Source organism: Mesocricetibacter intestinalis, from assembly GCF_004363295.1.
Classification (GTDB): Bacteria; Pseudomonadota; Gammaproteobacteria; order Enterobacterales; family Pasteurellaceae; genus Mesocricetibacter; species Mesocricetibacter intestinalis.
Window position 1 is genome coordinate 323,865 of record NZ_SNYQ01000001.1, and the last position, 20,519, is coordinate 344,383.

The 20,519-nt window shown below is 47.6% G+C and carries 22 protein-coding genes; 17 read left to right on the forward strand and 5 right to left on the reverse strand.

The features are described 5' to 3' along the window. The first annotated feature begins 11 nt into the window (after window positions 1-11). The 6 genes from lspA to mreD all read left to right on the forward strand — a co-directional run bounded on the left by lspA (window position 12) and on the right by mreD (window position 5,067). On the forward strand, window positions 12-509 hold the full coding sequence (lspA, locus tag EDC45_RS01480; protein ID WP_133542746.1) for a signal peptidase II: 498 nt from the start codon (window positions 12-14) through the stop codon (window positions 507-509). Next, the gene (ispH, locus tag EDC45_RS01485; RefSeq protein ID WP_133542748.1) at window positions 506-1,450 is read left to right on the forward strand and encodes a 4-hydroxy-3-methylbut-2-enyl diphosphate reductase; all 945 of its coding nucleotides are present in this window, start codon (window positions 506-508) and stop codon (window positions 1,448-1,450) included. Before lspA ends, ispH begins: the two co-directional genes overlap by 4 nt. A 224-nt stretch (window positions 1,451-1,674) precedes the next feature. Beyond that, window positions 1,675-2,040 (forward strand): ComEA family DNA-binding protein, encoded by a 366-nt coding sequence (locus EDC45_RS01490; RefSeq protein WP_166635089.1) that lies wholly within the window; start codon window positions 1,675-1,677, stop codon window positions 2,038-2,040. A 341-nt stretch (window positions 2,041-2,381) separates the two neighbouring features. Further along, entirely contained in the window at window positions 2,382-3,434 is a 1,053-nt protein-coding gene (locus EDC45_RS01495; RefSeq protein ID WP_133542750.1) for a rod shape-determining protein, read from the forward strand. 80 nt (window positions 3,435-3,514) lie between these two features. Then, a complete protein-coding gene (gene mreC / locus EDC45_RS01500; protein ID WP_133542752.1) occupies window positions 3,515-4,579 on the forward strand; it encodes a rod shape-determining protein MreC in 1,065 nt (354 codons plus the stop codon). Next, complete coding sequence (gene mreD / locus EDC45_RS01505) at window positions 4,579-5,067, forward strand: rod shape-determining protein MreD (RefSeq protein WP_133542754.1); 489 nt, start codon at window positions 4,579-4,581, stop codon at window positions 5,065-5,067. Before mreC ends, mreD begins: the two co-directional genes overlap by 1 nt. A gap of 56 nt (window positions 5,068-5,123) precedes the next feature. On the opposite strand, the gene leuD is transcribed toward mreD, so the two are convergent. Genes leuD through leuA form a run of 4 tightly spaced genes read right to left on the reverse strand, consistent with a single transcriptional unit; the run spans window position 5,124 to window position 9,855 of the window. Continuing rightward, a complete protein-coding gene (gene leuD / locus EDC45_RS01510) occupies window positions 5,124-5,729 on the reverse strand; it encodes a 3-isopropylmalate dehydratase small subunit (protein WP_133542756.1) in 606 nt (201 codons plus the stop codon). Window positions 5,730-5,750: 21 nt separating this feature from the next. After that, the gene (leuC, locus tag EDC45_RS01515; protein WP_133542758.1) at window positions 5,751-7,157 is read right to left on the reverse strand and encodes a 3-isopropylmalate dehydratase large subunit; all 1,407 of its coding nucleotides are present in this window, start codon (window positions 7,155-7,157) and stop codon (window positions 5,751-5,753) included. 51 nt (window positions 7,158-7,208) lie between these two features. Further along, window positions 7,209-8,288, reverse strand: a complete 1,080-nt coding sequence (gene leuB / locus EDC45_RS01520) for a 3-isopropylmalate dehydrogenase (RefSeq protein WP_133542760.1) — start codon at window positions 8,286-8,288, stop codon at window positions 7,209-7,211. A 19-nt stretch (window positions 8,289-8,307) separates the two neighbouring features. After that, window positions 8,308-9,855, reverse strand: coding sequence for a 2-isopropylmalate synthase (gene leuA, locus EDC45_RS01525; RefSeq protein WP_133542762.1), 1,548 nt, complete (start codon window positions 9,853-9,855; stop codon window positions 8,308-8,310). A gap of 562 nt (window positions 9,856-10,417) precedes the next feature. On the opposite strand from leuA, the gene ccmA reads away from it, so the two are divergent. The 11 genes from ccmA to EDC45_RS01580 all read left to right on the forward strand — a co-directional run bounded on the left by ccmA (window position 10,418) and on the right by EDC45_RS01580 (window position 18,550). Next, window positions 10,418-11,053 (forward strand): cytochrome c biogenesis heme-transporting ATPase CcmA, encoded by a 636-nt coding sequence (gene ccmA / locus EDC45_RS01530; RefSeq protein ID WP_424960653.1) that lies wholly within the window; start codon window positions 10,418-10,420, stop codon window positions 11,051-11,053. 191 nt (window positions 11,054-11,244) lie between these two features. Continuing rightward, window positions 11,245-11,907: a heme exporter protein CcmB gene (gene ccmB, locus EDC45_RS01535; RefSeq protein WP_133542765.1), complete on the forward strand. Its 663-nt coding sequence runs from the start codon at window positions 11,245-11,247 to the stop codon at window positions 11,905-11,907. A 15-nt stretch (window positions 11,908-11,922) separates the two neighbouring features. After that, window positions 11,923-12,654, forward strand: a complete 732-nt coding sequence (locus tag EDC45_RS01540) for a heme ABC transporter permease (RefSeq protein WP_133542768.1) — start codon at window positions 11,923-11,925, stop codon at window positions 12,652-12,654. 163 nt (window positions 12,655-12,817) lie between these two features. Next, window positions 12,818-13,021, forward strand: a complete 204-nt coding sequence (gene ccmD, locus EDC45_RS01545) for a heme exporter protein CcmD (protein ID WP_133542770.1) — start codon at window positions 12,818-12,820, stop codon at window positions 13,019-13,021. Beyond that, window positions 13,018-13,554 carry a cytochrome c maturation protein CcmE gene (gene ccmE, locus EDC45_RS01550; protein ID WP_133542772.1) on the forward strand — a complete coding sequence of 179 codons (537 nt, stop codon included), beginning with the start codon at window positions 13,018-13,020 and terminating at the stop codon, window positions 13,552-13,554. Before ccmD ends, ccmE begins: the two co-directional genes overlap by 4 nt. Further along, on the forward strand, window positions 13,551-15,533 hold the full coding sequence (locus tag EDC45_RS01555) for a heme lyase CcmF/NrfE family subunit (protein WP_133542775.1): 1,983 nt from the start codon (window positions 13,551-13,553) through the stop codon (window positions 15,531-15,533). The genes ccmE and EDC45_RS01555 overlap by 4 nt, the downstream gene beginning before the upstream one ends. 4 nt (window positions 15,534-15,537) lie before the next feature. Next, on the forward strand, window positions 15,538-16,086 hold the full coding sequence (locus tag EDC45_RS01560) for a DsbE family thiol:disulfide interchange protein (RefSeq protein ID WP_133542777.1): 549 nt from the start codon (window positions 15,538-15,540) through the stop codon (window positions 16,084-16,086). Next, complete coding sequence (locus tag EDC45_RS01565; protein ID WP_133542779.1) at window positions 16,083-16,673, forward strand: cytochrome c-type biogenesis protein; 591 nt, start codon at window positions 16,083-16,085, stop codon at window positions 16,671-16,673. Before EDC45_RS01560 ends, EDC45_RS01565 begins: the two co-directional genes overlap by 4 nt. 3 nt (window positions 16,674-16,676) lie before the next feature. Further along, window positions 16,677-17,618 carry a c-type cytochrome biogenesis protein CcmI gene (gene ccmI / locus EDC45_RS01570; protein ID WP_133542781.1) on the forward strand — a complete coding sequence of 314 codons (942 nt, stop codon included), beginning with the start codon at window positions 16,677-16,679 and terminating at the stop codon, window positions 17,616-17,618. A gap of 111 nt (window positions 17,619-17,729) precedes the next feature. Next, window positions 17,730-18,149, forward strand: a complete 420-nt coding sequence (gene gloA2 / locus EDC45_RS01575) for an SMU1112c/YaeR family gloxylase I-like metalloprotein (RefSeq protein WP_208107232.1) — start codon at window positions 17,730-17,732, stop codon at window positions 18,147-18,149. An 80-nt stretch (window positions 18,150-18,229) separates the two neighbouring features. Continuing rightward, window positions 18,230-18,550 (forward strand): hypothetical protein, encoded by a 321-nt coding sequence (locus tag EDC45_RS01580; RefSeq protein ID WP_133542785.1) that lies wholly within the window; start codon window positions 18,230-18,232, stop codon window positions 18,548-18,550. A 60-nt stretch (window positions 18,551-18,610) separates the two neighbouring features. Here the strand turns inward: EDC45_RS01580 and EDC45_RS01585 are convergent, their stop codons facing one another. Further along, window positions 18,611-20,380, reverse strand: coding sequence for an AMP-dependent synthetase/ligase (locus EDC45_RS01585; protein ID WP_133542787.1), 1,770 nt, complete (start codon window positions 20,378-20,380; stop codon window positions 18,611-18,613). Window positions 20,381-20,519 lie beyond the last annotated feature (139 nt).

The following is a 20,519-nucleotide window of genomic DNA, read 5'->3' on the forward strand; positions in this document are numbered from 1 at the left end:
GGAATATCTTCATGTCCGCAAGAACGGGACTTTCTTTTTTATGGTTAAGTGCGGTTGTTTTTTGCCTTGATTTATTTAGTAAATATTTAGTGGTAAAGAATTTTGAACTGTATGAAAGTATTAATGTTTTTCCGCTGTTTAATTTAACTTACGTACGTAATTACGGTGCCGCCTTCAGTTTTCTGGCGGAACACGGTGGTTGGCAGAAATATTTATTTATTCTATTAGCGATTGCCGTATCCCTTATGCTGGTTTATTTTTTAGCTAAAAACAGCTTTGCCCAGAAGCTCCAGAATTCAGCCTATGCCCTGATTATCGGCGGTGCGTTGGCAAATATGGCGGATCGCAGCTACCATGGTTTCGTGGTGGATTTTTTAGATTTTTACTGGGATATTTATCATTATCCTATCTTTAATCTTGCCGATGTGGCGATTTGTATCGGCGCGGGGCTCTTGGCATTGGATGCGGTTAAAAATAGCGAGCATAAAAAGAGTGAAGGAAATCAATGAAAATTCTTTTAGCTAATCCGCGCGGTTTTTGCGCCGGCGTGGATCGTGCCATCAGTATCGTCGAGTTGGCGCTGGAAATTCATGGCGCACCGATTTATGTGCGACATGAAGTGGTGCATAATCGTTTCGTGGTAAACGGATTACGGCAGCGCGGGGCGATTTTTGTCGAGGAACTAAATGAGGTGCCGGACGGCGCCATTGTGATTTTTTCTGCCCACGGCGTTTCGCAATCGGTACGCCAAGAAGCGAAAAACCGTAATCTGAAAGTATTTGACGCTACCTGTCCGCTGGTAACTAAAGTCCATATGCAGGTTGCCCGCGCAAGTCGCAAAGGTACCCAGGCTATTTTAATCGGGCATCAGGGGCATCCCGAAGTGGAAGGTACCATGGGGCAGTACGATAATGCGGAAGGGGGAATTTTTCTGGTGGAAAATGTGGAGGATATTGCGAATTTATCCTTGCAGGACGATAGTAACCTTACCTTTATGACCCAAACCACATTATCCATTGATGATACCGCCGATGTTATCGAAGCCTTGAAGGAAAAATACCCCGCCATTCAGGGGCCGCGCAAAAACGATATCTGTTATGCGACGACCAATCGCCAGCAGGCGGTGCGGGAATTGGCGCAACAGGCGGATTTGGTAATAGTTGTAGGCTCGAAAAACTCTTCCAATTCCAATCGTCTGGCGGAATTGGCGTCCCGTATGGGAACCCGTTCAAAACTTATCGACGATGCCGAGGATATTGAACCGAACTGGCTTGAAAATGTTGAAATTATCGGCTTGACGGCAGGTGCCTCGGCGCCGGAAGTTCTGGTGCAGTCGGTAATTGAACGTCTGAAACTGTTAGGGGTGGATAGCGTGGAAGAACTGCGCGGTTGCGAAGAAAATACCGTATTCGAAGTTCCGAAAGAATTAAGGATTAAAGCGGTCAACTGAGCGAACATAAACTGAGTGAGCCAAGCCTCTCGATTCCTCTCCATATCTCTGCCGGATAAATTGCCTGGGGTAATTTATCCGGCAAGTTTTAATTACACTTCCTTATTTATGCGATCCCGATCCGAAAAGCTCCCGGTAAGTATTGTTCCCCCGTTTTTATTGCATAGAATCGATAAGCGTTGGCTTTATACAATCTAGGTTTCATTCTGAATAAGGAAGAAATTATGCTGCTTTCAACAAGAAAACTTACCGGACTTATTACTGTATTCGCCGCTTTGCTATTACCCGTTCAATTGTCGGCGCAATCGTCGGAGCAATCCGCTTCCAAGCTGATGAGTGCGGACGGAATGAATAGCGCTATGGTCGAGGGTAGTCAATCTTCCGCGCCTTTAGCGGATAAACTGAACATTAATACGGCAAGCGCCGAGGAAATCCAGCAGGCTTTGGTCGGTATAGGTGCGAAAAAAGCACAGGCGATCGTGGATTACCGCCAGCAGCACGGTGCTTTTACCGCCGTGGAGCAGTTGTTGGAAGTTAAAGGCATAGGCAATGCCATTCTGGAAAAAAATAAAGACCGGCTGGTTTTTTAGCGAAAAAACTTTTGTTTAATTTTAATCACTCCATTTAGTCATGTTTATACTCCTTTGGTATTCCGGCCCGATATGATATCGGGCTCTTTTTTTATGTGGCATAAGGTATTTTTCGATATTAACCTAGTGCGGAAATTTAAGCACCGGGGGAAAAATTTAAGTTTGAAATTATTAGCGCTTTAAAGGGGGAATGAAAGCGGACTTCTTTATTCTGTTTGGACAAGGTTACAAATTTCTGTAAAATTCACTGTAAAAAAAGTTGATTTTTTGATACATTTAGCCACAATTTTTTGTAAACTCCACGGACGTTTCTCTCTTTTTTATTTATTAACGGAATTCTTATGTTATTTAAAAAAATTCGCGGTTTATTTTCCAATGATCTCTCCATTGATTTGGGGACGGCGAACACTCTGATTTATGTCAAAGGGCAGGGCATCGTACTGGATGAACCTTCTGTCGTAGCTATTCGTAAAGATCGCGCCGGCTCCCTGAAAAGCATTATTGCGGTGGGTAAAGACGCTAAAATGATGCTGGGACGTACCTCAAATAATATTGATGCCATTCGCCCGATGAAAGACGGGGTTATCGCCGATTTCTTCGTAACCGAAAAAATGCTGCAGCATTTTATCAAGCAGGTGCATAGCGGTAACTTTTTACGCCCTAGCCCGCGCGTACTTATTTGCGTGCCGGCCGGCGCTACTCAGGTGGAGCGTCGCGCCATTAAAGAATCTGCAATAGGTGCAGGTGCGCGCGAGGTCTATTTAATCGAGGAACCTATGGCTGCGGCAATAGGTGCAAAATTACCGGTGTCAACCCCTACAGGTTCCATGGTAATAGATATCGGTGGCGGTACTACGGAAATTGCGGTAATCGCTTTAAACGGCGTGGCTTATTCTTCTTCGGTACGTATCGGCGGTGATCGTTTTGACGAAGCCATTATCGCTTATGTGCGTCGTACCTTCGGCTCGATTATCGGTGAAACCACCGCGGAGCATATTAAACAGGAAATCGGTACCGCCTATATTCAAGATGATGAAGAAGTGAAGGAAATAGAAGTGTACGGCAGTAACCTGGCGGAGGGGGCGCCGCGCGCATTCCGTCTGACTTCCCGCGATGTGCTGGAAGCGATTCAACAACCTCTGGACGGCATAGTTACGGCTATGCGTACGGCACTTGAAGAATGTAAACCCGAACATGCTGCGGATATTTTTGAACGCGGTATGGTATTAACCGGCGGCGGTGCTTTATTACGTAATATAGATGTGCTGTTGTCGAAAGAATCCGGCGTACCCGTGGTGGTTGCCGAGGAACCTTTGACCTGCGTCGCTCGCGGCGGCGGCGAAGCCTTGGAGATGATTGATAAACATGGTGGCGATGTCTTCAGTGAAGATTAATACGACCTTTCTTTAAGGGTCGAAAAATAAAGTGCGGTAAATTTTGACCGCACTTTTAGTTTGTTCGGATAAATATACAGATGAAACCCATTTTCGGAAAAGCACCGCCCCTTGGCTTTCGATTGATTCTTGCCCTTGCGGTTTCTGTCGGGCTAATCCTTTCGGACGGGCAGACAAATGCCGTTCTGGCGCTGCGCAATGTGATGGATTCGATGGTCGGCGGTTTGTATTATCTGGCGAATACGCCTCGTTCCGTGCTGGATAACCTATCGGAAAATTTAGTCGATACGAATAGATTGCAGATTGAAAATAAAGTGCTGAAGGTTCAGTTACGCGAGAAAAACGCCGATTTATTATTGCTGGATCAATTAAAAGTAGAAAATCAGCGTCTGCGTTTATTGCTTAATTCTCCCCTGCGCACCGACGAATATAAGAAAATTGCTGAAATCTTAACGGCGGAAACTGATGTATATCATCAGCAGGTAGTGATTAATCAGGGCAAAAAAGACGGTGCCTATGTAGGGCAGCCCATTATCGATGAGAAAGGGGTGGTCGGGCAGATTATTTCCGTAGGAGAAACCACCAGCCGGGTACTGCTGCTAACGGATACGACTCATTCTCTTCCCGTTCAGGTATTGCGCAATGATGTTAGGGTGATTGCCAGCGGTACGGGGCGCAGCGATGAATTGAGCTTGGATAATGTGCCGCGTTCGGTGGATATCGTTAAGGGCGACTTACTGGTTACTTCCGGGCTGGGCGGACGTTTTCCCGAAGGTTATCCGGTGGCTATTGTCGATAGCGTATCGCGCGACGGCTCTAACTATTTTGCCACTATTACGGTTAAACCTCTGGCTTCAATGGAGCGCTTGCGCTATGTATTGCTGCTTTGGCCAACGAATGAAGAAATGCGTAAAGCGCAGTCGATTTCTCCGCAGGACGTACGCAATGCGGTGAAACAGCGCTTAGCAAACAGCCAGGCTCAAGGTCTGAAAAAAGATCCCGTTACGGAGCCGGAGGCTAAGGAGCATCTTCCTCCAGCGAGTTTGCCTGAGGATAAAATGCCGGAAAATCTACCGCCGGAAATGAACAATGGCGAGCTTCCGCCGCTTGAACCCGAACTGCAAGAACATCGGGAGAATGATTAATGAAAGGACGTTTGCTGTTACAGTTCTTGGTATTACTGCTTATTTTTATTTTCGCACTGGTACTGGAAATTTCTCCCTGGCCGGCGGCTTTATGGAGTTTAAGGCCCGCTTGGTTGGTGTTGGTGCTGACTTACTGGATACTGGCTTTGCCGAATAAAGTTAATATAGGTACAGCCTTTGTGTTAGGTTTGATTTGGGACGTGATTTTGGGCTCGGTGCTGGGTATTCATGCGATGGTACTTTCCTGTATGGCTTATTTAGTTGCCAGATATCATCGTATTTTGCGTAATCTGTCCTTATGGCAACAGAGCTTGCTGATTGTGCTGTTAGTCTTTCTGGTACGTATTTTTGTGTTTCTGCTGGAATTATTCGTGCATAACGCCACGTTTCGTTGGCAGGAAGTTTTTGGTGCGCTGATTAGCGGTATATTATGGCCATGGGTCTTTTTGCTGTTGCGTAAAATACGCCGTCAGTTAAAATTATCCTGAGCTTAGAGGAATAAAAAAGGCTAAATATTAAATTTAGCCTTTTGTTGTATTTATGCCTAGCGCAGGAACGAGGGAATTTTTTCCTCATAGGCGGCAATTGCCGCTTCATGTTGTAAGGTCAAACCGATATTATCCAACCCATTTAGCAAGCAGTGGCGGCGGAAAGGATCAATCTCGAAACGGTAGCTTTTGTTACCTACCCGTACGCTTTGGGCTTCTAAATCAATATGCGCCTGCCCGCCTTGATTTTGTTGCGTCCAGTGAAAAATCTCATCTACTTCTTCTTCCGTTAGGCGGATTGGCAGTAAGTGGTTATTCAGGCTGTTACTATAAAATATATCGGCAAAACTCGGGGCGATCATCGCTTTGATACCGTAATCGGCTAATGCCCAGGGAGCGTGTTCGCGTGATGAACCGCAGCCGAGATTTTCTCGCGCCAGTAATATTGATGCGCCCTTATATTGCGGAAAGTTAAGGACGAATTGCGGGTTCGGTTGGGTGCCCTCGGCATCAAGATAGCGCCATTCATGAAATAAATGTTTACCGAAACCCACCCGGGTTACCGCCTGTAGAAACTGCTTCGGAATAATCGCATCTGTATCCACATTGGCGGCGTCAAGCGGAACTATAATTCCGCTGTGTTGTGTAAAAGGTTGTGGCATCTTATGTTCTCCTGCTTCAACTCAATTAAGATCCATATTGCGGATATCGGTGAATTTGCCGGTAACTGCGGCGGCGGCGGCCATTGCCGGGCTGACCAGATGGGTGCGGCCGTTACGCCCTTGGCGGCTTTCAAAGTTACGGTTGCTGGTGGAAGCACAGCGTTCCCATTCGCCCAGACGATCGTTGTTCATGGCCAGGCACATAGAGCAGCCCGGTAAGCGCCATTCAAAGCCGGCTTCAATAAAGATTTTATCCAATCCTTCTTTTTCCGCCTGCTCTTTAACTAACCCTGAGCCGGGTACAACTAACGCCTGTACGCCTTCGGCGACCTTACGTCCTCTTGCTACGGCGGCGGCGGCGCGCAGATCTTCAATTCGCGAATTGGTGCAGGAACCGATAAAAACTTTGTCTATTTTGACTTCTTTCAGATCCTGACAGCCCTGCAATCCCATATAAGCTAGTGCTTTTTGAGCCGATTGTCTTTCGATGGGATCGTTAATATGGGCAGGATCGGGTATTTTCTGATCGATGGCGATAACCTGCCCCGGATTGGTACCCCAGGTAACCTGAGGGGCGATATCTTCGGCTTCCAATATTACTACCTTATCGAATTCCGCACCCTCATCTGTTTTTAATGTTTTCCAATAGTTTAGCGCCTCTTCCCAGTCTTTCCCCTTAGGGGCGTGGGGGCGGTCTTTTAAATAGGCGAAGGTTGTTTCGTCCGGTGCGATTAAACCGGCTTTCGCTCCCATTTCAATCGCCATATTACATACGGTCATACGCCCTTCCATAGAGAGATTGCGAATAGCTTCGCCGCAAAATTCGACTACATATCCGGTTCCGCCCGCCATTGTCGTCTTACCGATAATGGCAAGGATAATATCTTTGGCGGTGATTCCCGCAGCAACTTTACCCCGTACTTCTATTTTCATTTTTTTCGCCCGCGCCTGTTTTAAGGTTTGGGTCGCCAGTACATGTTCTACTTCCGAGGTACCTATACCAAAGGCCAGAGCGCCGAATGCGCCGTGAGTCGCAGTGTGGGAGTCGCCGCAGACAATGGTCATGCCCGGCAAGGTCAGCCCTTGTTCGGGACCGACTACATGAACGATACCCTGATTAGGGTTATTTAAATCGTACAGAGAAATATGGTTGGCTCGGGTATTTTTTTCCAGTTCCTGAATCTGGATTCGCGCCTGCTCGCCGCAAGCGGCGGGATCGCGGCTTTGGGTGGAAATACTATGATCCATGGTGGCGAAGGTTTTAGTCGGTTGACGTACCTGACGGCGGGCCACACGCAAACCGTCGAATGCTTGGGGGGAAGTAACCTCGTGCATTAAATGACGGTTAATATAAATAATGGGGGTTTCCCCTTCTTTTTCATATACCACATGGGCGTCAAAAAGTTTTTCGTAGAGTGTTTTTTTCATGGGGTAATCCTGTATTCGCGCTATGTTATCCGTATTTAGCGGTTGTATTTTTTATTCGATGGCCTGAGCGATAAGATCACCCATTTGTGCGGTGGAAAGGCTTTCGCCCTGATCGGCTAAGTCCGCAGTGCGATGGTCCTGAGTTAATACTTGCTGTACCGCCGTTTCGATAGCTTTAGCCGCTTCTTCCAAACGGAAACTGTAGCGCAACATCATTGCGGCGGAGAGAATCTGAGCAATGGGATTGGCTATTCCCTTGCCGGCGATATCCGGTGCGGAACCGCCCGCAGGTTCATAGAGTCCGAAGCCGGTTTCATTCAGGCTGGCGGAAGGCAGCATTCCCATGGAGCCGGTGATCATTGCACATTCGTCGGAGATAATATCGCCGAACATATTGGAACAGAGTAACACGTCAAATTGTTCCGGCGCTTTAATCAACTGCATGGTGGCGTTATCGATATAAATATGCTCTAAGTTCACCTGCGGATATTGTTTCGCCACCTCATTAACGGTATCGCGCCATAAAATCGAACTCATCAGTACATTGGCTTTATCTACCGAGGTAACTCTTTTATTGCGCTTCATCGCTGTTTCGAATGCCACTTTGGCGATACGTTCGATTTCATAACGGTGGTAGATTTCGGTATCATAGGCTTTTTCCTGGGCGCCGCTGCCTTCCCGCCCTTTAGGCTGACCGAAATAAATTCCGCCGGTTAATTCACGTACGGTAACCATATCAAAGCCTTTAGCCGCAATATCGGCGCGTAACGGGCAGAATTTTTCCAACCCCTTATATAATCTGGCGGGACGTAAGTTGCAAAACAACGCGAAATGTTTGCGCAACGGCAATAACGCTCCCCGTTCCGGTTGCTGTGCCGGTGGCAAATCCGCCCATTTAGGACCGCCGACAGAGCCGAACAATATGGCGTCGGCTTCTTCACAACCTTTTAAGGTGGCGGCGGGCAGGGGTTCACCTTGGCGATCGATGGCGATACCGCCCACGTCGAAATACCGATAGTTTAATTTAAATCCATATTTTTGCTGTACCGCATTTAATACTTTAACGGCTTCCGCCATGACTTCGGGGCCGATTCCGTCCCCGGCCAATACGGCAATATTGTACTCTTGCATAGTTTATTTTCCTGTATGATTAATGTTTTAAATTCTTAGTAACATCTGCTACTTTTTGGGAGCGGTAAATGGCGTTAATCGCATGTACTAAGGCGAGGGCGGAGGATTCCACTATATCTGTAGCCAGCCCCACGCCGTGGAAACGACGCCCTTCGTATTCCACCACAATATCCACTTGTCCCAAGGCTTCCGCTCCTTCTCCTTTGGCGGTCAGACTATAGTGCGACATTTTCACATCCATACCGACAATTTGCAGAATGGCGTTATAAACCGCATCTACAGGGCCGTTACCACCGTTGGAGGCCCGATTGATTCGTTGGCCGTCCAACTCTACCTGAACAAATGCAGAGGCAGGTAATCCGCTGAGGGTTTGTGAGGTGATCACATCTAGGGTTAAACGATCTTCGTCGCCTTTCTGCATATCAATAAAGGCTAAGGCTTCTAAATCATAATCGAAGACCTGCCCTTTTTTATCGGCTAAATGCAGGAAGGCCTGATATAACTTATCTAAGTCGTAATCCTGTTCGGTGTAACCCATATCGCTCATATGGTTTTTCACGGCGGCACGACCGGAACGGGCGGTTAAATTTAATTTTTCTTTTTTCAAGCCGATGGTTTCCGGAGACATAATTTCATAGGTATTTTTATTTTTCAACATACCGTCCTGATGAATACCGGAAGAATGGGCGAAAGCATTATCACCTACAATGGCCTTATTCGGCTGGATCGGCATATTGCAAATTTGACTGACCATTTGGCTGACACGGTGGATTTCCTGGGTATTGATACGGGTATCTATATTAAACATATCCTGACGGGTCTTGATCGCCATCACCACTTCTTCCAAGGCGGTATTACCGGCACGTTCTCCGATACCGTTAAGGGTACATTCGATCTGACGGGCGCCGTTTAGTACGGCGGTTAAGGAGTTGGCGGTCGCCATGCCCAAATCGTTATGGCAATGAACGGAAATAATCGCTTTGTGGATATTAGGTACGCGTTGAACGACATCGGCGATAATAGCGCCGTATTGGGTCGGTAAACAATAGCCGACCGTATCGGGGATATTGACCGTTCGGGCGCCGGCGTTAATTGCCGCTTCCACGATGCGACAAATATTATCAATACCGGTACGGCCCGCATCTTCACAGGAGAACTCCACATCGTCGGTATAACGGCGCGCTCTTTTTACCGCCCGTACAGCCATTTCGACCACATCGTCGAAGCTGCGCTTCAGTTTGGATTCCACATGCAGTGCGGAGGTGGCAATAAAGGTATGAATACGGAAGGCTTCCGCAACTTTTAAAGCTTCGGCGGCGGCGTCGATATCCGCATCCAGAGCGCGGGATAAAGCACATACGCGACTGTTTTTTATATGTCGGGCGATGGTTTGTACCGATTCAAAATCTCCCGATGAAGAAATCGGAAAACCCACTTCCATAACATCTACGCCCAAACGTTCCAGCGCCAATGCAATCTGTAATTTTTCTTTTACCGTCAAACTGGCTTTTAACGCCTGTTCACCGTCGCGTAATGTGGTATCGAAAATAATCACTTGGTCTGTCATTTTATTGTCCTTCCGGTTGAGCTGAGTAGATAAAAAAACCCGCATCTTGTGCGGGTTTATTATAGGGGCTTAGTTTCGGTTTAATTTCATCCACAGCCTATCCGCACACATATGATGAGCGCAGCAGGTTAATCAGAAGAGAAGTAAAGCCGAACATAAAGATCCCCGGTTGTTGTGTTTGTGAGTATGGGTATTAATTTATGCGTTTAAAATTCTGCTGTCAAATTAAATTTTAGCGTTTTATCCCTTAAGAAAGGGTTCGTAATTTTGTTAATTGGAGTAATATTCTGTTTTATTTGTTTTTATTAAAATTAAATTTTTTTATTTTTTGAGCCGGTGATTTTTTATTTTGTTATTTTTATGAATTGTACTTAATTATTTTTTACATATTTTTTGATATAACATAACAATTTTTTTACCTGTGGCGATAAAATTTTGCTCAGAATCAATAAAACCGCCAATTTACAACTAAATGAGTATGGGGTTTCGTCGCCTAAGCGCTACTTGATTAGCCAAGCTTGTGCTAAAATTCGCCCATGATAAGGAAGAACGGAAGATATTGGTGCAAAATCAATTAATTGTGGAAAATCTGAGTTGCCAACGCGGTGAGGATATCCTGTTCGGCGCATTGAATTTATGTGTAAAAGCCGGGGATTTCATTCAGATTGAAGGGCATAACGGAATCGGCAAAACCAGTTTGTTGCGGATTTTAGCCGGTCTTTCCCGCCCCTTAACGGGAGAAGTGCGCTGGAATGATAAATCGATTTATGCCTGCCGTGAGGAATATTATCATCATTTGCTTTACCTGGGGCATTATGCCGGCGTGAAGCCCGAGCTTAGCGCTTGGGGCAATTTAGCTTTCTATCAGCACACCGGATTTTGTCGCCAAGGGGAAGAGGTATTATGGCAGGCGCTGCAGAAGGTCGGTTTATTGGGGCGTGAAGATATTCAGGCCGGGCATCTCTCGGCAGGACAGCAAAGGCGTATTGCGCTGGCCCGTTTATGGTTATCTCAGGCGCCTTTATGGATTTTGGACGAGCCTTTCACCGCTATTGATAAAAAAGGGGTGGGGATTTTAACCGAGCTGTTTGAAAATCAGGCGGACAGAGGCGGAATGGTGATCCTGACCAGCCATCAGGAAGTTCCTAGTACGGCCTTGCAAATATTGCGGCTGGAAAAATATAAAATCGGCGCTTAAGGGTTATCTAATCATAGCAGGCGGCTCGATAAAAAATTGTCAAAAAATGACCGCACTTTATACCTGTTTAAGTTGTCTATTTAATTTGTCTATGTTAGACGAGGGATATGACAAGCGGTGGAAAAGCGGAATACATCCGCTTACTAAGGCAGAGAAAATATAATGAACGGAAATAAGCGGAAGGACGCGGAATGATATTTACCCAAATTATCCGGCGCGAGCTGCGCATCGCCATGCGCAGGCAGGGCGAGATTTTAAATCCGTTGTGGTTTTTCCTGATTGTGATTACCTTATTCCCGCTGGTTATCGGGCCGGAACCTGCGCTATTGGCGAAGATTGCACCGGGGATTGTTTGGGTGGCAGCCTTGCTGTCGGCGTTACTTTCCTTTGAACGTCTGTTTCGCGACGATTTTATCGATGGATCTTTGGAACAACTGATACTGATGTCGCAACCCCTGGCATTAACTGCTTTGGCGAAAGTTATCGCGCATTGGCTGCTGACCGGCTTACCCCTCATTTTGCTTTCACCGGCGGCGGCATTATTGTTATCGCTGGAGATAAAAATTTGGTGGGCGCTGGTGTTGACATTGCTGATCGGCACGCCGGTGCTGAGTTGTATCGGTGCCATCGGGGTGGCGCTTACCGTCGGTCTGCGCAAGGGCGGCGTTTTACTCAGCTTACTTGTGATTCCCCTAATTATTCCGGTACTGATTTTTTCCGCTTCGGTATTGGATGCGGCAAGCTTGAATCTTCCCTATAACGGGCAGCTTGCTATTTTAGGTGCGATGCTTGCCGCTGCCTTGACCTTTTCTCCCTTTGCCGTTGCTGCGGCCTTACGGATAAGTTTAGATTAATACAAGGAAACGAATATGTGGAAGTGGTTACATCCTTATGCAAAACCCGAAACTCAATATTATTTATGTGAACGACTGATCCCTTTTGCAGCGGCGCTCAGCCTGATTTTGCTGGCTGTCGCTACGGTATGGGGGTTGGCTTTCGCACCGGCAGATTACCAACAGGGAAATAGCTTCCGGATTATGTATGTACATGTTCCGTCGGCCATCTGGTCGATGGGAATTTACGCCTCTATGGCGGTGGCGGCGGCTGTCGGTCTGATATGGCAAATTAAACAGGCTCATCTGGCGGTTATCGCAATGGCGCCGGTGGGTACGGTACTGACGTTTTTATCGTTGGTAACGGGGGCGGTTTGGGGAAAACCCATGTGGGGCACCTGGTGGGTGTGGGACGCACGTTTAACCGCTTCTCTGATTTTGTTCTTTCTTTATCTCGGCGTGCTGGCGTTGTATTCCGCTTTTCAGCAACGTTCAACCGGCATGAAAGCGGCTGCGGTATTATGCGTGGTCGGCGTTATCAATTTGCCGATTATTCATTTTTCGGTGGAATGGTGGAATACCCTGCATCAGGGCGCAAGTATTACTAAATTTGAAAAACCCTCTATTGCTACGCCGATGCTGATTCCGCTGATTTTAAGTATTTTCGGTTTTATGGCGCTGAGCCTATGGCTAAGCTTGGTGCGTTATCGTAATGCTTTATTACGAGAAGATATGAAGCGCCCTTGGGTGAATGCGCTGGTGAAATAATTTCGTCGCCATTAATGAGTTTGTGTACTGCCGGAGGCAGTCTTTTACCCAAATAAAAGGAGGGAACCTGGTTTGCCAATACATATTGCCGCACAAGCATATGCTCAAATGCGTTTAAAAGTGCGGTCGTTTTTGACAAAGATTTTTGACTAAGGAGAGAAAAATGTTTTTCGACAATTGGAGCGATTTCTTCGCCATGGGGGGCTACGGTTTCTATGTCTGGCTGGCTTATGCCGTATCTTTTATCGCCCTGTTATTATTGACGCTACAGAGTTATCGGGCGAAAAAACGAATTTTTGCCGAGATTCGGCATGAACGCCAACGGGCGCAGCGTTTACAAACGATGAAAGGGAGAGAAAGCTTATGAATCCCAGACGTAAATCCAGATTATCCATAGTTGTTTTTGTATTATTGGGCGTGGCGGTGGCAGCGGCCTTAATGCTGTATGCTCTGCGTCAGAATATCGATTTATTTTATACCCCGTCGGAAGTGATTCAGGGGAAAAACGATGATCCGTCCACCCGCCCGGAAGTCGGGCAGCGGATCCGTATCGGCGGTATGGTGGTGGAAGGAAGCGTGGTACGTGATCCTAACGGGCTTAAAGTACGTTTTAATCTGAATGATATCGGTCCGGAAATTACCGTTGAATATGATGGCATTTTGCCGGATCTGTTCCGCGAAGGGCAGGGGATCGTGGCACAGGGCGTATTAAAAACGCCGACTGTGTTGGAAGCCAGCGAAGTGTTGGCAAAACATGATGAAAATTATGTGCCGCCGGATTTAAGTGAAAAACTGCAGCAGGTGCATAAACCTATGGGCGTTTCCGATTTGCGCGGAGAAAGCGAAAGAGATCGGCAGGAAAAGGCCTTATCTTCAGATAAGTCCGAGGATATCAAATGATCGCTGAATTAGGCAATTATGCTTTGGCGCTGAGCCTTGCCGTAGCGCTGTTGTTGGCGGTATTCCCCCTATGGGGAGCGGAAAAAGGGAATATTACGCTGATGTCGCTGGCCCGCCCGCTTAGTTATGCGCTGTTTATCTCCCTCAGCGTTTCTTTCGGTGCCTTATTTTACGCCTTTGCCAGCAATGATTTCAGTATTCAGTATGTAGTAAATAATTCGAATACCGCCTTACCGCTGCGCTATCGATTGTCTGCGGTATGGGGTTCTCATGAGGGTTCCCTGCTGCTGTGGATCTGGCTGCTGACTCTATGGGGCGCAGCTGTGGCTTTGTTCAGCCGTCGCCTGCCGCGCGAAGCCTCTGCGCGCGTATTGGGGATTATGGGGATTATCGGTATTGGTTTTCTTATTTTTATTTTATTCACCTCCAATCCTTTTGCCCGAACCTTCCCGAATTTTCCGGTAGAAGGCAGAGAACTCAATCCGCTGTTGCAGGATATCGGCTTAATTTTCCATCCGCCTTTACTTTATATGGGCTATGTGGGTTTTTCCGTGGCCTTTGCTTTTTCCATTGCCTCATTGATCAGCGGGCGGCTGGATAGTGCCTGGGCCCGTTGGTCGCGCCCCTGGACTATGGCGGCCTGGGTATTCTTAACCCTCGGCATCGTTCTGGGTTCCTGGTGGGCCTATTACGAACTCGGCTGGGGCGGCTGGTGGTTCTGGGATCCGGTGGAAAATGCTTCGTTGATGCCTTGGTTGGCAGGAACCGCCTTATTGCATTCTCTGGCGGTAACGGAAAAACGCGGCAGCTTTAAAGCCTGGACCGTATTACTGGCGATTTTGGCTTTTTCTCTCTGTTTGCTCGGTACTTTCTTAGTTCGTTCCGGCATTTTGGTTTCGGTGCATGCTTTTGCTTCCGATCCGACTCGGGGGCTATATATTCTGGTATATCTGGTTATCGTGATCGGCGGTTCGCTTACCCTGTACGCCTATAAAGGCGCAGGAATCCGCTCGCAGAGCAATGCTCGGCGTTATTCGCGCGAAACCATGCTGCTGCTGAATAATATTTTGCTGATGACGGCATTGCTGGTCGTATTAATAGGTACGTTGTTGCCCTTGGTGCATAAACAGCTCGGATTAGGTTCAATTTCCGTCGGTGCGCCTTTCTTTGATCAAATGTTCCTGATTATTATGACTCCTTTCTCCCTGTTATTGGGAATCGGGCCGCTGGTTAAATGGCGGAGGGATCAGTTCAGCGCTATTCGCAAACCGCTTTTTTTCAGCCTGATTATTACCGCCATTAGCGGTTTCGCCCTGCCTTATTTATTGCAGGATAAATTAACCGTCAGCGCCGTACTCGGCTGTATGATGGCAACCATTATCGTGCTGCTGAGCCTGTACGAATTGCAGCAGCGGGCAACCCACCGTACCGGTTTTATACGCGGGTTGAGCAAGCTCTCCCGCTCTCAATGGGGAATGTTGGCGGCTCACCTCGGAGTGGCGATGACAGTATGGGGAATTGCCTTCAGCCAAAATTACAGTATTGAACGGGATGTCAGAATGAAGCCCGGTGATGAAGTGCAAATTGCCGGTTATAGTTACCGTTTTCAGGGTATTACTCAAGCGGACGGCCCGAATTATAGCGGCGGCAGAGCTGAAGTGGCGGTATTCAAACAGGGTAAACAGGAAGCCCGCCTACTGGCGGAAAAACGTTTTTATACGGTGAGTCGCATGACCATGACCGAGGCGGCAATCGATTGGGGCTTCGGACGCGATCTCTATGTGGCCTTGGGCGAAAGTCTGGAGGACGGTTCTTGGGCGCTACGCCTGTATTATAAGCCTTTTGTTCGCTGGATTTGGCTCGGCGGCCTGTTTATGGCGCTGGGCGGATTGCTCTGTATGTTCGACCGGCGTTACCGCTTCGGTCGCTTATTAACGGACAGCACCGGCAGGGAGAAAGCCGGAATGGCCGAGGAATAGTTTTATGAAAAAAGCCTTTTATCTTCCGCTGATTATTTTTTTAGGTTTGATTACCGCCTTTCTGATCCAGCTACAGCGCAATGCTCAGGGAGATGATCCCAAACTGTTGGAATCCGCCTTAATCGGCAAGGAGGTACCGCAACGGACGCTTTATGATTTGTTTGATGATAAAGCTTATCAAGGCGAACTTTTCCGTCAGGGCAAACCTATTTTGCTCAATGTTTGGGCGACCTGGTGTCCTACCTGTTATGCGGAGCATCAGTATCTGAACCAGCTGGCGGCGCAAGGGGTTAGCATTATCGGTCTGAACTATAAAGACAAAACGGACAAGGCGATTGGCTGGTTGAAGCGGCTGGATAACCCTTATCGTACGGTGGTGAAAGACGAAAAAGGAGATTTCGGTTTGGATCTTGGTGTTTACGGGGCGCCGGAAACCTTTATTATTGATGGCGAAGGCATTATCCGTTATCGCCATGCCGGCGATGTAAACGAAAAAGTCTGGCGGGAGCAATTAGCCCCTCTTTATTATCGTTTGACGGAGAATAAGGAATGAACTCTCTATTGCAAAGATTAGCCGGGCTTCTCAGTTTGAAAGCTACCGTTAAAAAGACAAAGGGACAAAAACGCATTTTTTCGACCGCTCTTTTCAGCCTGTTTTTCAGCCTACAGGTTAGCGCAGCCATTGACGCCCTGAATTTTGCTTCTCCCGCTCAGGAAGCGGATTATCACCGTTTGACTCAGGAACTGCGCTGCCCGCAATGTCAGAATAATAATATTGCCGATTCCAATGCCGCCATTGCGGTGGATATGCGTGCCAGAGTATTTGAATTGCTTCAGCAGGGACGGAGTCGACAGGAAGTGGTGGATTATATGGTACAGCGTTACGGGAATTTCGTTACCTATAATCCGCCGCTGACCGCCGCAACTTTGATTTTATGGCTGGCTCCCGCTTTATTGTTACTGTGCGGTCTTATTTTTATTTTACGGCGCAAGTCTTCTGGCGGCGTAAAAACGGCGGATTTTGCCCATTCCCGCACACTTGAGCAAAGTGATGCAAGCAAAGAAGATACAAGGGACGAAGGGCAATTGAGTGAAGGAGAGCGGCAGCGTTTCGAGCGCTTATTAAAGGAGAAAGAATAACTCATGTTTTTTTGGTTAGGCGCATTATTACTTACATTATTGATCGCATTGATCGGTTTCTACCCGCTGCTGCTCAGCCGACGGCAATGGCATATTCGTGCGGATAAGGACGGGATTAATCGTGATGCCTTGAATAAAGCGCTCTATTTTAACCGCTTGCAGGAAATTGAACGCGATGAAGGCCAAGGGCTGCTTGAAGACAGTACTTTGCTGAAAACCGAATTGCAGCGAACCTTATTGGAAGATATTCCCGAACAGCAGGCGGCACCGGCATCTGCAATAAAAGCTCAGCACAGACTGTGGTTTGTGAGTGCTGTATTAACGCTGTGCATTATTGCCGGCGGAGTTTATTTTAAAACCGGCGCCTGGCAAGCGGAAGCCATGTTGGAAAAAACTTACCAAAAATTACCGCACTTTTATCAGCGCTTGCAGGAAGAGGAGAGCAAACCGCTGTCGGAAGCGGAAATGCAGCAATTTGCTACCGCATTGCGGATCAAATTGCAAAAGAATCCTCAAGATGCGCAAAGTTGGTGGTTGCTCGGCCAGCTCGGTATGGGGATGAGCGACGGTCAGCTGGCATTGGACAGCTACGCTAAGGCGGTGAAACTGCAGCCGCAAAATAATGAATATAAGATCGCTTATGCGCGGATTCTCATGTTTTCCGAGGATTCCTATGATAAAAGCCGCGGTGAAGAAATGTTGAAACAGGTTATCCGAGCCGATCATACTAATACGCAGGCCTTGAGTTTACTGGCTTTCCGCTATTTTGAGGCGGAACAGTATAAAATGGCGGCGGTTACCTGGGCCATGATGTTAAGGCTGATGGACGAACAGGATCCGCGCCGCGGCCTGATTGAGAAAAGCATTCGCTCCGCTCGCGACGCACAGGCGGAACTGGAACTGAACAGCAAATCGTCGGATGCGGGCAAAGTATCGGCAGACTAATCCGAGCACCGTACTTTTTTCGCCGCTTTCCCCTTGCTTAATTCTTCTTTACCCCGATACAATAATGGGGTCGCAACCCGGGGGCGAATTGACTTTAGCGGAGAATAAAAATTGACAATGCAGATTCAGGGCTTTCATCATGTGGCGATAATCGCTTCCGATTACCTGAGGGCGAAAAAATTTTATACCGAACTGTTGGGAGCGCAAATTATTGCGGAAACCTATCGCGCCGAACGGGATAGCTATAAACTGGATTTGGCTTTTGCCGACGGCAGCCGGATTGAACTCTTTTCTTTTCCTACGCCGCCGCTCAGAGTTACCCGCCCCGAAGCCTGCGGTTTGCGCCATTTGGCTTTTAAGGTGGCGGATATTGAATGCGCTGTGGCTTATTTAAGCCACAACGGAGTTACCTCGGAGCCTATTCGTTATGATGAATTGACCGGGCGTCGTTTTACTTTTTTTAATGATCCCGACGGCTTGCCGTTGGAATTATACGAAACGACGGAGCCGGTTGTAGGGACTGGCGCCTAAAATACGACGCCGGCATAGAGTTATCCGTTACGGAGGCGGATATCCATACCCGTTGTGAAATTCCTCAAGGAGAGAACAATATGAAAAAACTTATTCGCTTATTCGGTGCAACCGGTGTTTTCAGCCTATTGGCGGCTTGTTCCGCACCGGCCCCGCAACCTACCGCGCCTTTGGATATGGCAGCGGTTGAAGCTTACAACCAGAAGGTTTACAGCGGTAATACCGTGGCGGCGGAACAGCGTAATAAACCTCAGGTTCAGAGCGCACTGCCGTTAAACGGCAGCGATAGTAGCCACAGAAATTTATCTCCTCGCACTTCGGCACGGCCGAATCTGATTATTGCGCCGACGGTAGGCTATGGCTACTGGCGCGGACATCGTCATCCTTACTACGGCTGGTAATTTTTTTGCTCCGATAAAATTAAAAACCCCGGCAATGGCCGGGGTTTAATTTTGTTGTAATTAGCTGTACATAGCTTCTATCTGCGCCTTATAGCGTTGCAGAATGACTTTACGGCGTAATTTCAGCGTAGGGGTTATTTCTTCCGCCTTGGTACTGAAGGCCTGCGGCAAGAGGGTAAATTTTTTCACCTGCTCAAAGCTCGGCAGCTCTTTTTGCAATTCTTCCAGCCGTTTCTCAAACAAACGAATGATTTCCGAATGTTTAATCAGATCCATTCGATCATGATATTTTATATTCAGCTGTCTGGCATATTCTTCCAGGGATTCGAAACAAGGAACGATTAAGGCCGAAACATATTTTCTGGCATCGGCGATAACCGCAATCTGTTCGACAAATTTATCTTTACCGATTTTTCCTTCAATTGCCTGCGGTGCGATATATTTACCGTTGGAGGTTTTCATCAGCTCTTTAATCCGATCGGTAATATACAAATTGCCTTGCGCATCAAATTTACCCGCATCGCCGGTTTTGAGGAAGCCGTCCGCTGTAAAGGCCCGTGCGGTTTCCTGCGGATTTTTATAGTAGCCGCGCATAACCATACCGCCGCGTACCAGAATTTCATCTTTTTCGCCGATTTTCACTTCCGCACCGGGCATTACCGCACCGATGGAATCCGGCTGAAAATCATTATCTTGCCAACAGGAAACGGTGGCGGTAGTTTCCGTCATACCGTAACCGGATTTAATATTGATACCGATTTGGCGGAAGAATGCGCCTACTGCCGGCTCCAGTTTGGCACCGCCGCAAGGCATCATTCGTATGCGTCCGCCGAGCAGATTGCGTAATTTAGCCAGTACCGCCTTATCCGCCAAGCGATATTGCAGGCGATTCAAGAGGGAGTTTTTGTCTCGGTATTTTTTAGCCGCATATAATGCCCAGTTGAAAATCGCGCGACGATGGAAAGGCGCTTTTTGCACTTTATCCGTAATAGCCGCATAGATTTTTTCGTAAAAGCGCGGTACCGCACACATCAGGGTCGGGCGGATTTCGCTTAGTGCGGCGCGTACCTGATTGGTATCTTCAATATAGCAGTTAGTCGCTCCCCGATGCAGAATATAGGCGACCCAGGCTCGTTCGAAAATATGTGAGAAGGGCAGAAATGACAGAGAAACATCTGTTTCGCTGACCTGAATGGTTTGATCATGAGCTTTCAATTGATGAGCCAGATTCGCATAATCCAGCATTACCCCTTTGGGTTCGCCGGTAGTGCCGGAGGTATAGATCAGCGTAAACAGATCGGCAAGGCTTTTATGCGCCAGACGGCTTTCCAGTTCACTTTGTTGGGCGGCGGAACCGGCGGCGATAAAATCCTGCCAGTGGCAGGCCTGCGGATGGCCTTGTAAATCAATGCTCTCTTTCATCGCCACAATTTTTTCCAGGGCGGGACAGCGGGCAATAACAGGCATAATCTGATCATATTGTTCCTGATCGCCGACGAACAGAATTTTAACGTCCGCATTATTCAGGATAAACATGGCTTGAGCTGCCGTATTGGTCGCATAAATAGGTACCGTAACGGCGCGGATTTGCAGTGCGCCGATATCCGCAATGGTCCAGTTCGGCATATTATGAGCAAAAATCGCGATTTTATCTTGAATACCGATATTATAGGCCAATAAGGCGCGCGACATCGCATCGATTCGGTACTGAAAGTCTTTCCAGCAAATATTGTGCCAGCTTTCATTGCGATGATAACGGAGTGCGGTATGATTCGCCCGGGCCTGCGCCTGCTGACGGATCCGATCAATAAAGTGATAATCTGAGTACATTGCAGTCCTTAAAAAATACACTATGAAATTTAGCTTACAAGTGTGCGCTAATATATCGGTATCCCTGCAAAAATACCAGAGGGAAAATCGGATTTTTTTATGATTTTGTGATCTCGGCGACAGGATTTACGTATACGCC

Bases quoted from the DNA above. Each gene is read 5' to 3' on its own strand.
- lspA (WP_133542746.1), top strand. From the start codon at position 12: ATGTCCGCAAGAACGGGACTTTCTTTTTTATGGTTAAGTGCGGTTGTT.
- ispH (WP_133542748.1), top strand. From the start codon at position 506: ATGAAAATTCTTTTAGCTAATCCGCGCGGTTTTTGCGCCGGCGTGGAT.
- EDC45_RS01490 (WP_166635089.1), top strand. From the start codon at position 1,675: ATGCTGCTTTCAACAAGAAAACTTACCGGACTTATTACTGTATTCGCC.
- EDC45_RS01495 (WP_133542750.1), top strand. From the start codon at position 2,382: ATGTTATTTAAAAAAATTCGCGGTTTATTTTCCAATGATCTCTCCATT.
- mreC (WP_133542752.1), top strand. From the start codon at position 3,515: ATGAAACCCATTTTCGGAAAAGCACCGCCCCTTGGCTTTCGATTGATT.
- mreD (WP_133542754.1), top strand. From the start codon at position 4,579: ATGAAAGGACGTTTGCTGTTACAGTTCTTGGTATTACTGCTTATTTTT.
- leuD (WP_133542756.1), bottom strand. From the start codon at position 5,729: ATGCCACAACCTTTTACACAACACAGCGGAATTATAGTTCCGCTTGAC.
- leuC (WP_133542758.1), bottom strand. From the start codon at position 7,157: ATGAAAAAAACACTCTACGAAAAACTTTTTGACGCCCATGTGGTATAT.
- leuB (WP_133542760.1), bottom strand. From the start codon at position 8,288: ATGCAAGAGTACAATATTGCCGTATTGGCCGGGGACGGAATCGGCCCC.
- leuA (WP_133542762.1), bottom strand. From the start codon at position 9,855: ATGACAGACCAAGTGATTATTTTCGATACCACATTACGCGACGGTGAA.
- ccmB (WP_133542765.1), top strand. From the start codon at position 11,245: ATGATATTTACCCAAATTATCCGGCGCGAGCTGCGCATCGCCATGCGC.
- EDC45_RS01540 (WP_133542768.1), top strand. From the start codon at position 11,923: ATGTGGAAGTGGTTACATCCTTATGCAAAACCCGAAACTCAATATTAT.
- ccmD (WP_133542770.1), top strand. From the start codon at position 12,818: ATGTTTTTCGACAATTGGAGCGATTTCTTCGCCATGGGGGGCTACGGT.
- ccmE (WP_133542772.1), top strand. From the start codon at position 13,018: ATGAATCCCAGACGTAAATCCAGATTATCCATAGTTGTTTTTGTATTA.
- EDC45_RS01555 (WP_133542775.1), top strand. From the start codon at position 13,551: ATGATCGCTGAATTAGGCAATTATGCTTTGGCGCTGAGCCTTGCCGTA.
- EDC45_RS01560 (WP_133542777.1), top strand. From the start codon at position 15,538: ATGAAAAAAGCCTTTTATCTTCCGCTGATTATTTTTTTAGGTTTGATT.
- EDC45_RS01565 (WP_133542779.1), top strand. From the start codon at position 16,083: ATGAACTCTCTATTGCAAAGATTAGCCGGGCTTCTCAGTTTGAAAGCT.
- ccmI (WP_133542781.1), top strand. From the start codon at position 16,677: ATGTTTTTTTGGTTAGGCGCATTATTACTTACATTATTGATCGCATTG.
- EDC45_RS01580 (WP_133542785.1), top strand. From the start codon at position 18,230: ATGAAAAAACTTATTCGCTTATTCGGTGCAACCGGTGTTTTCAGCCTA.
- EDC45_RS01585 (WP_133542787.1), bottom strand. From the start codon at position 20,380: ATGTACTCAGATTATCACTTTATTGATCGGATCCGTCAGCAGGCGCAG.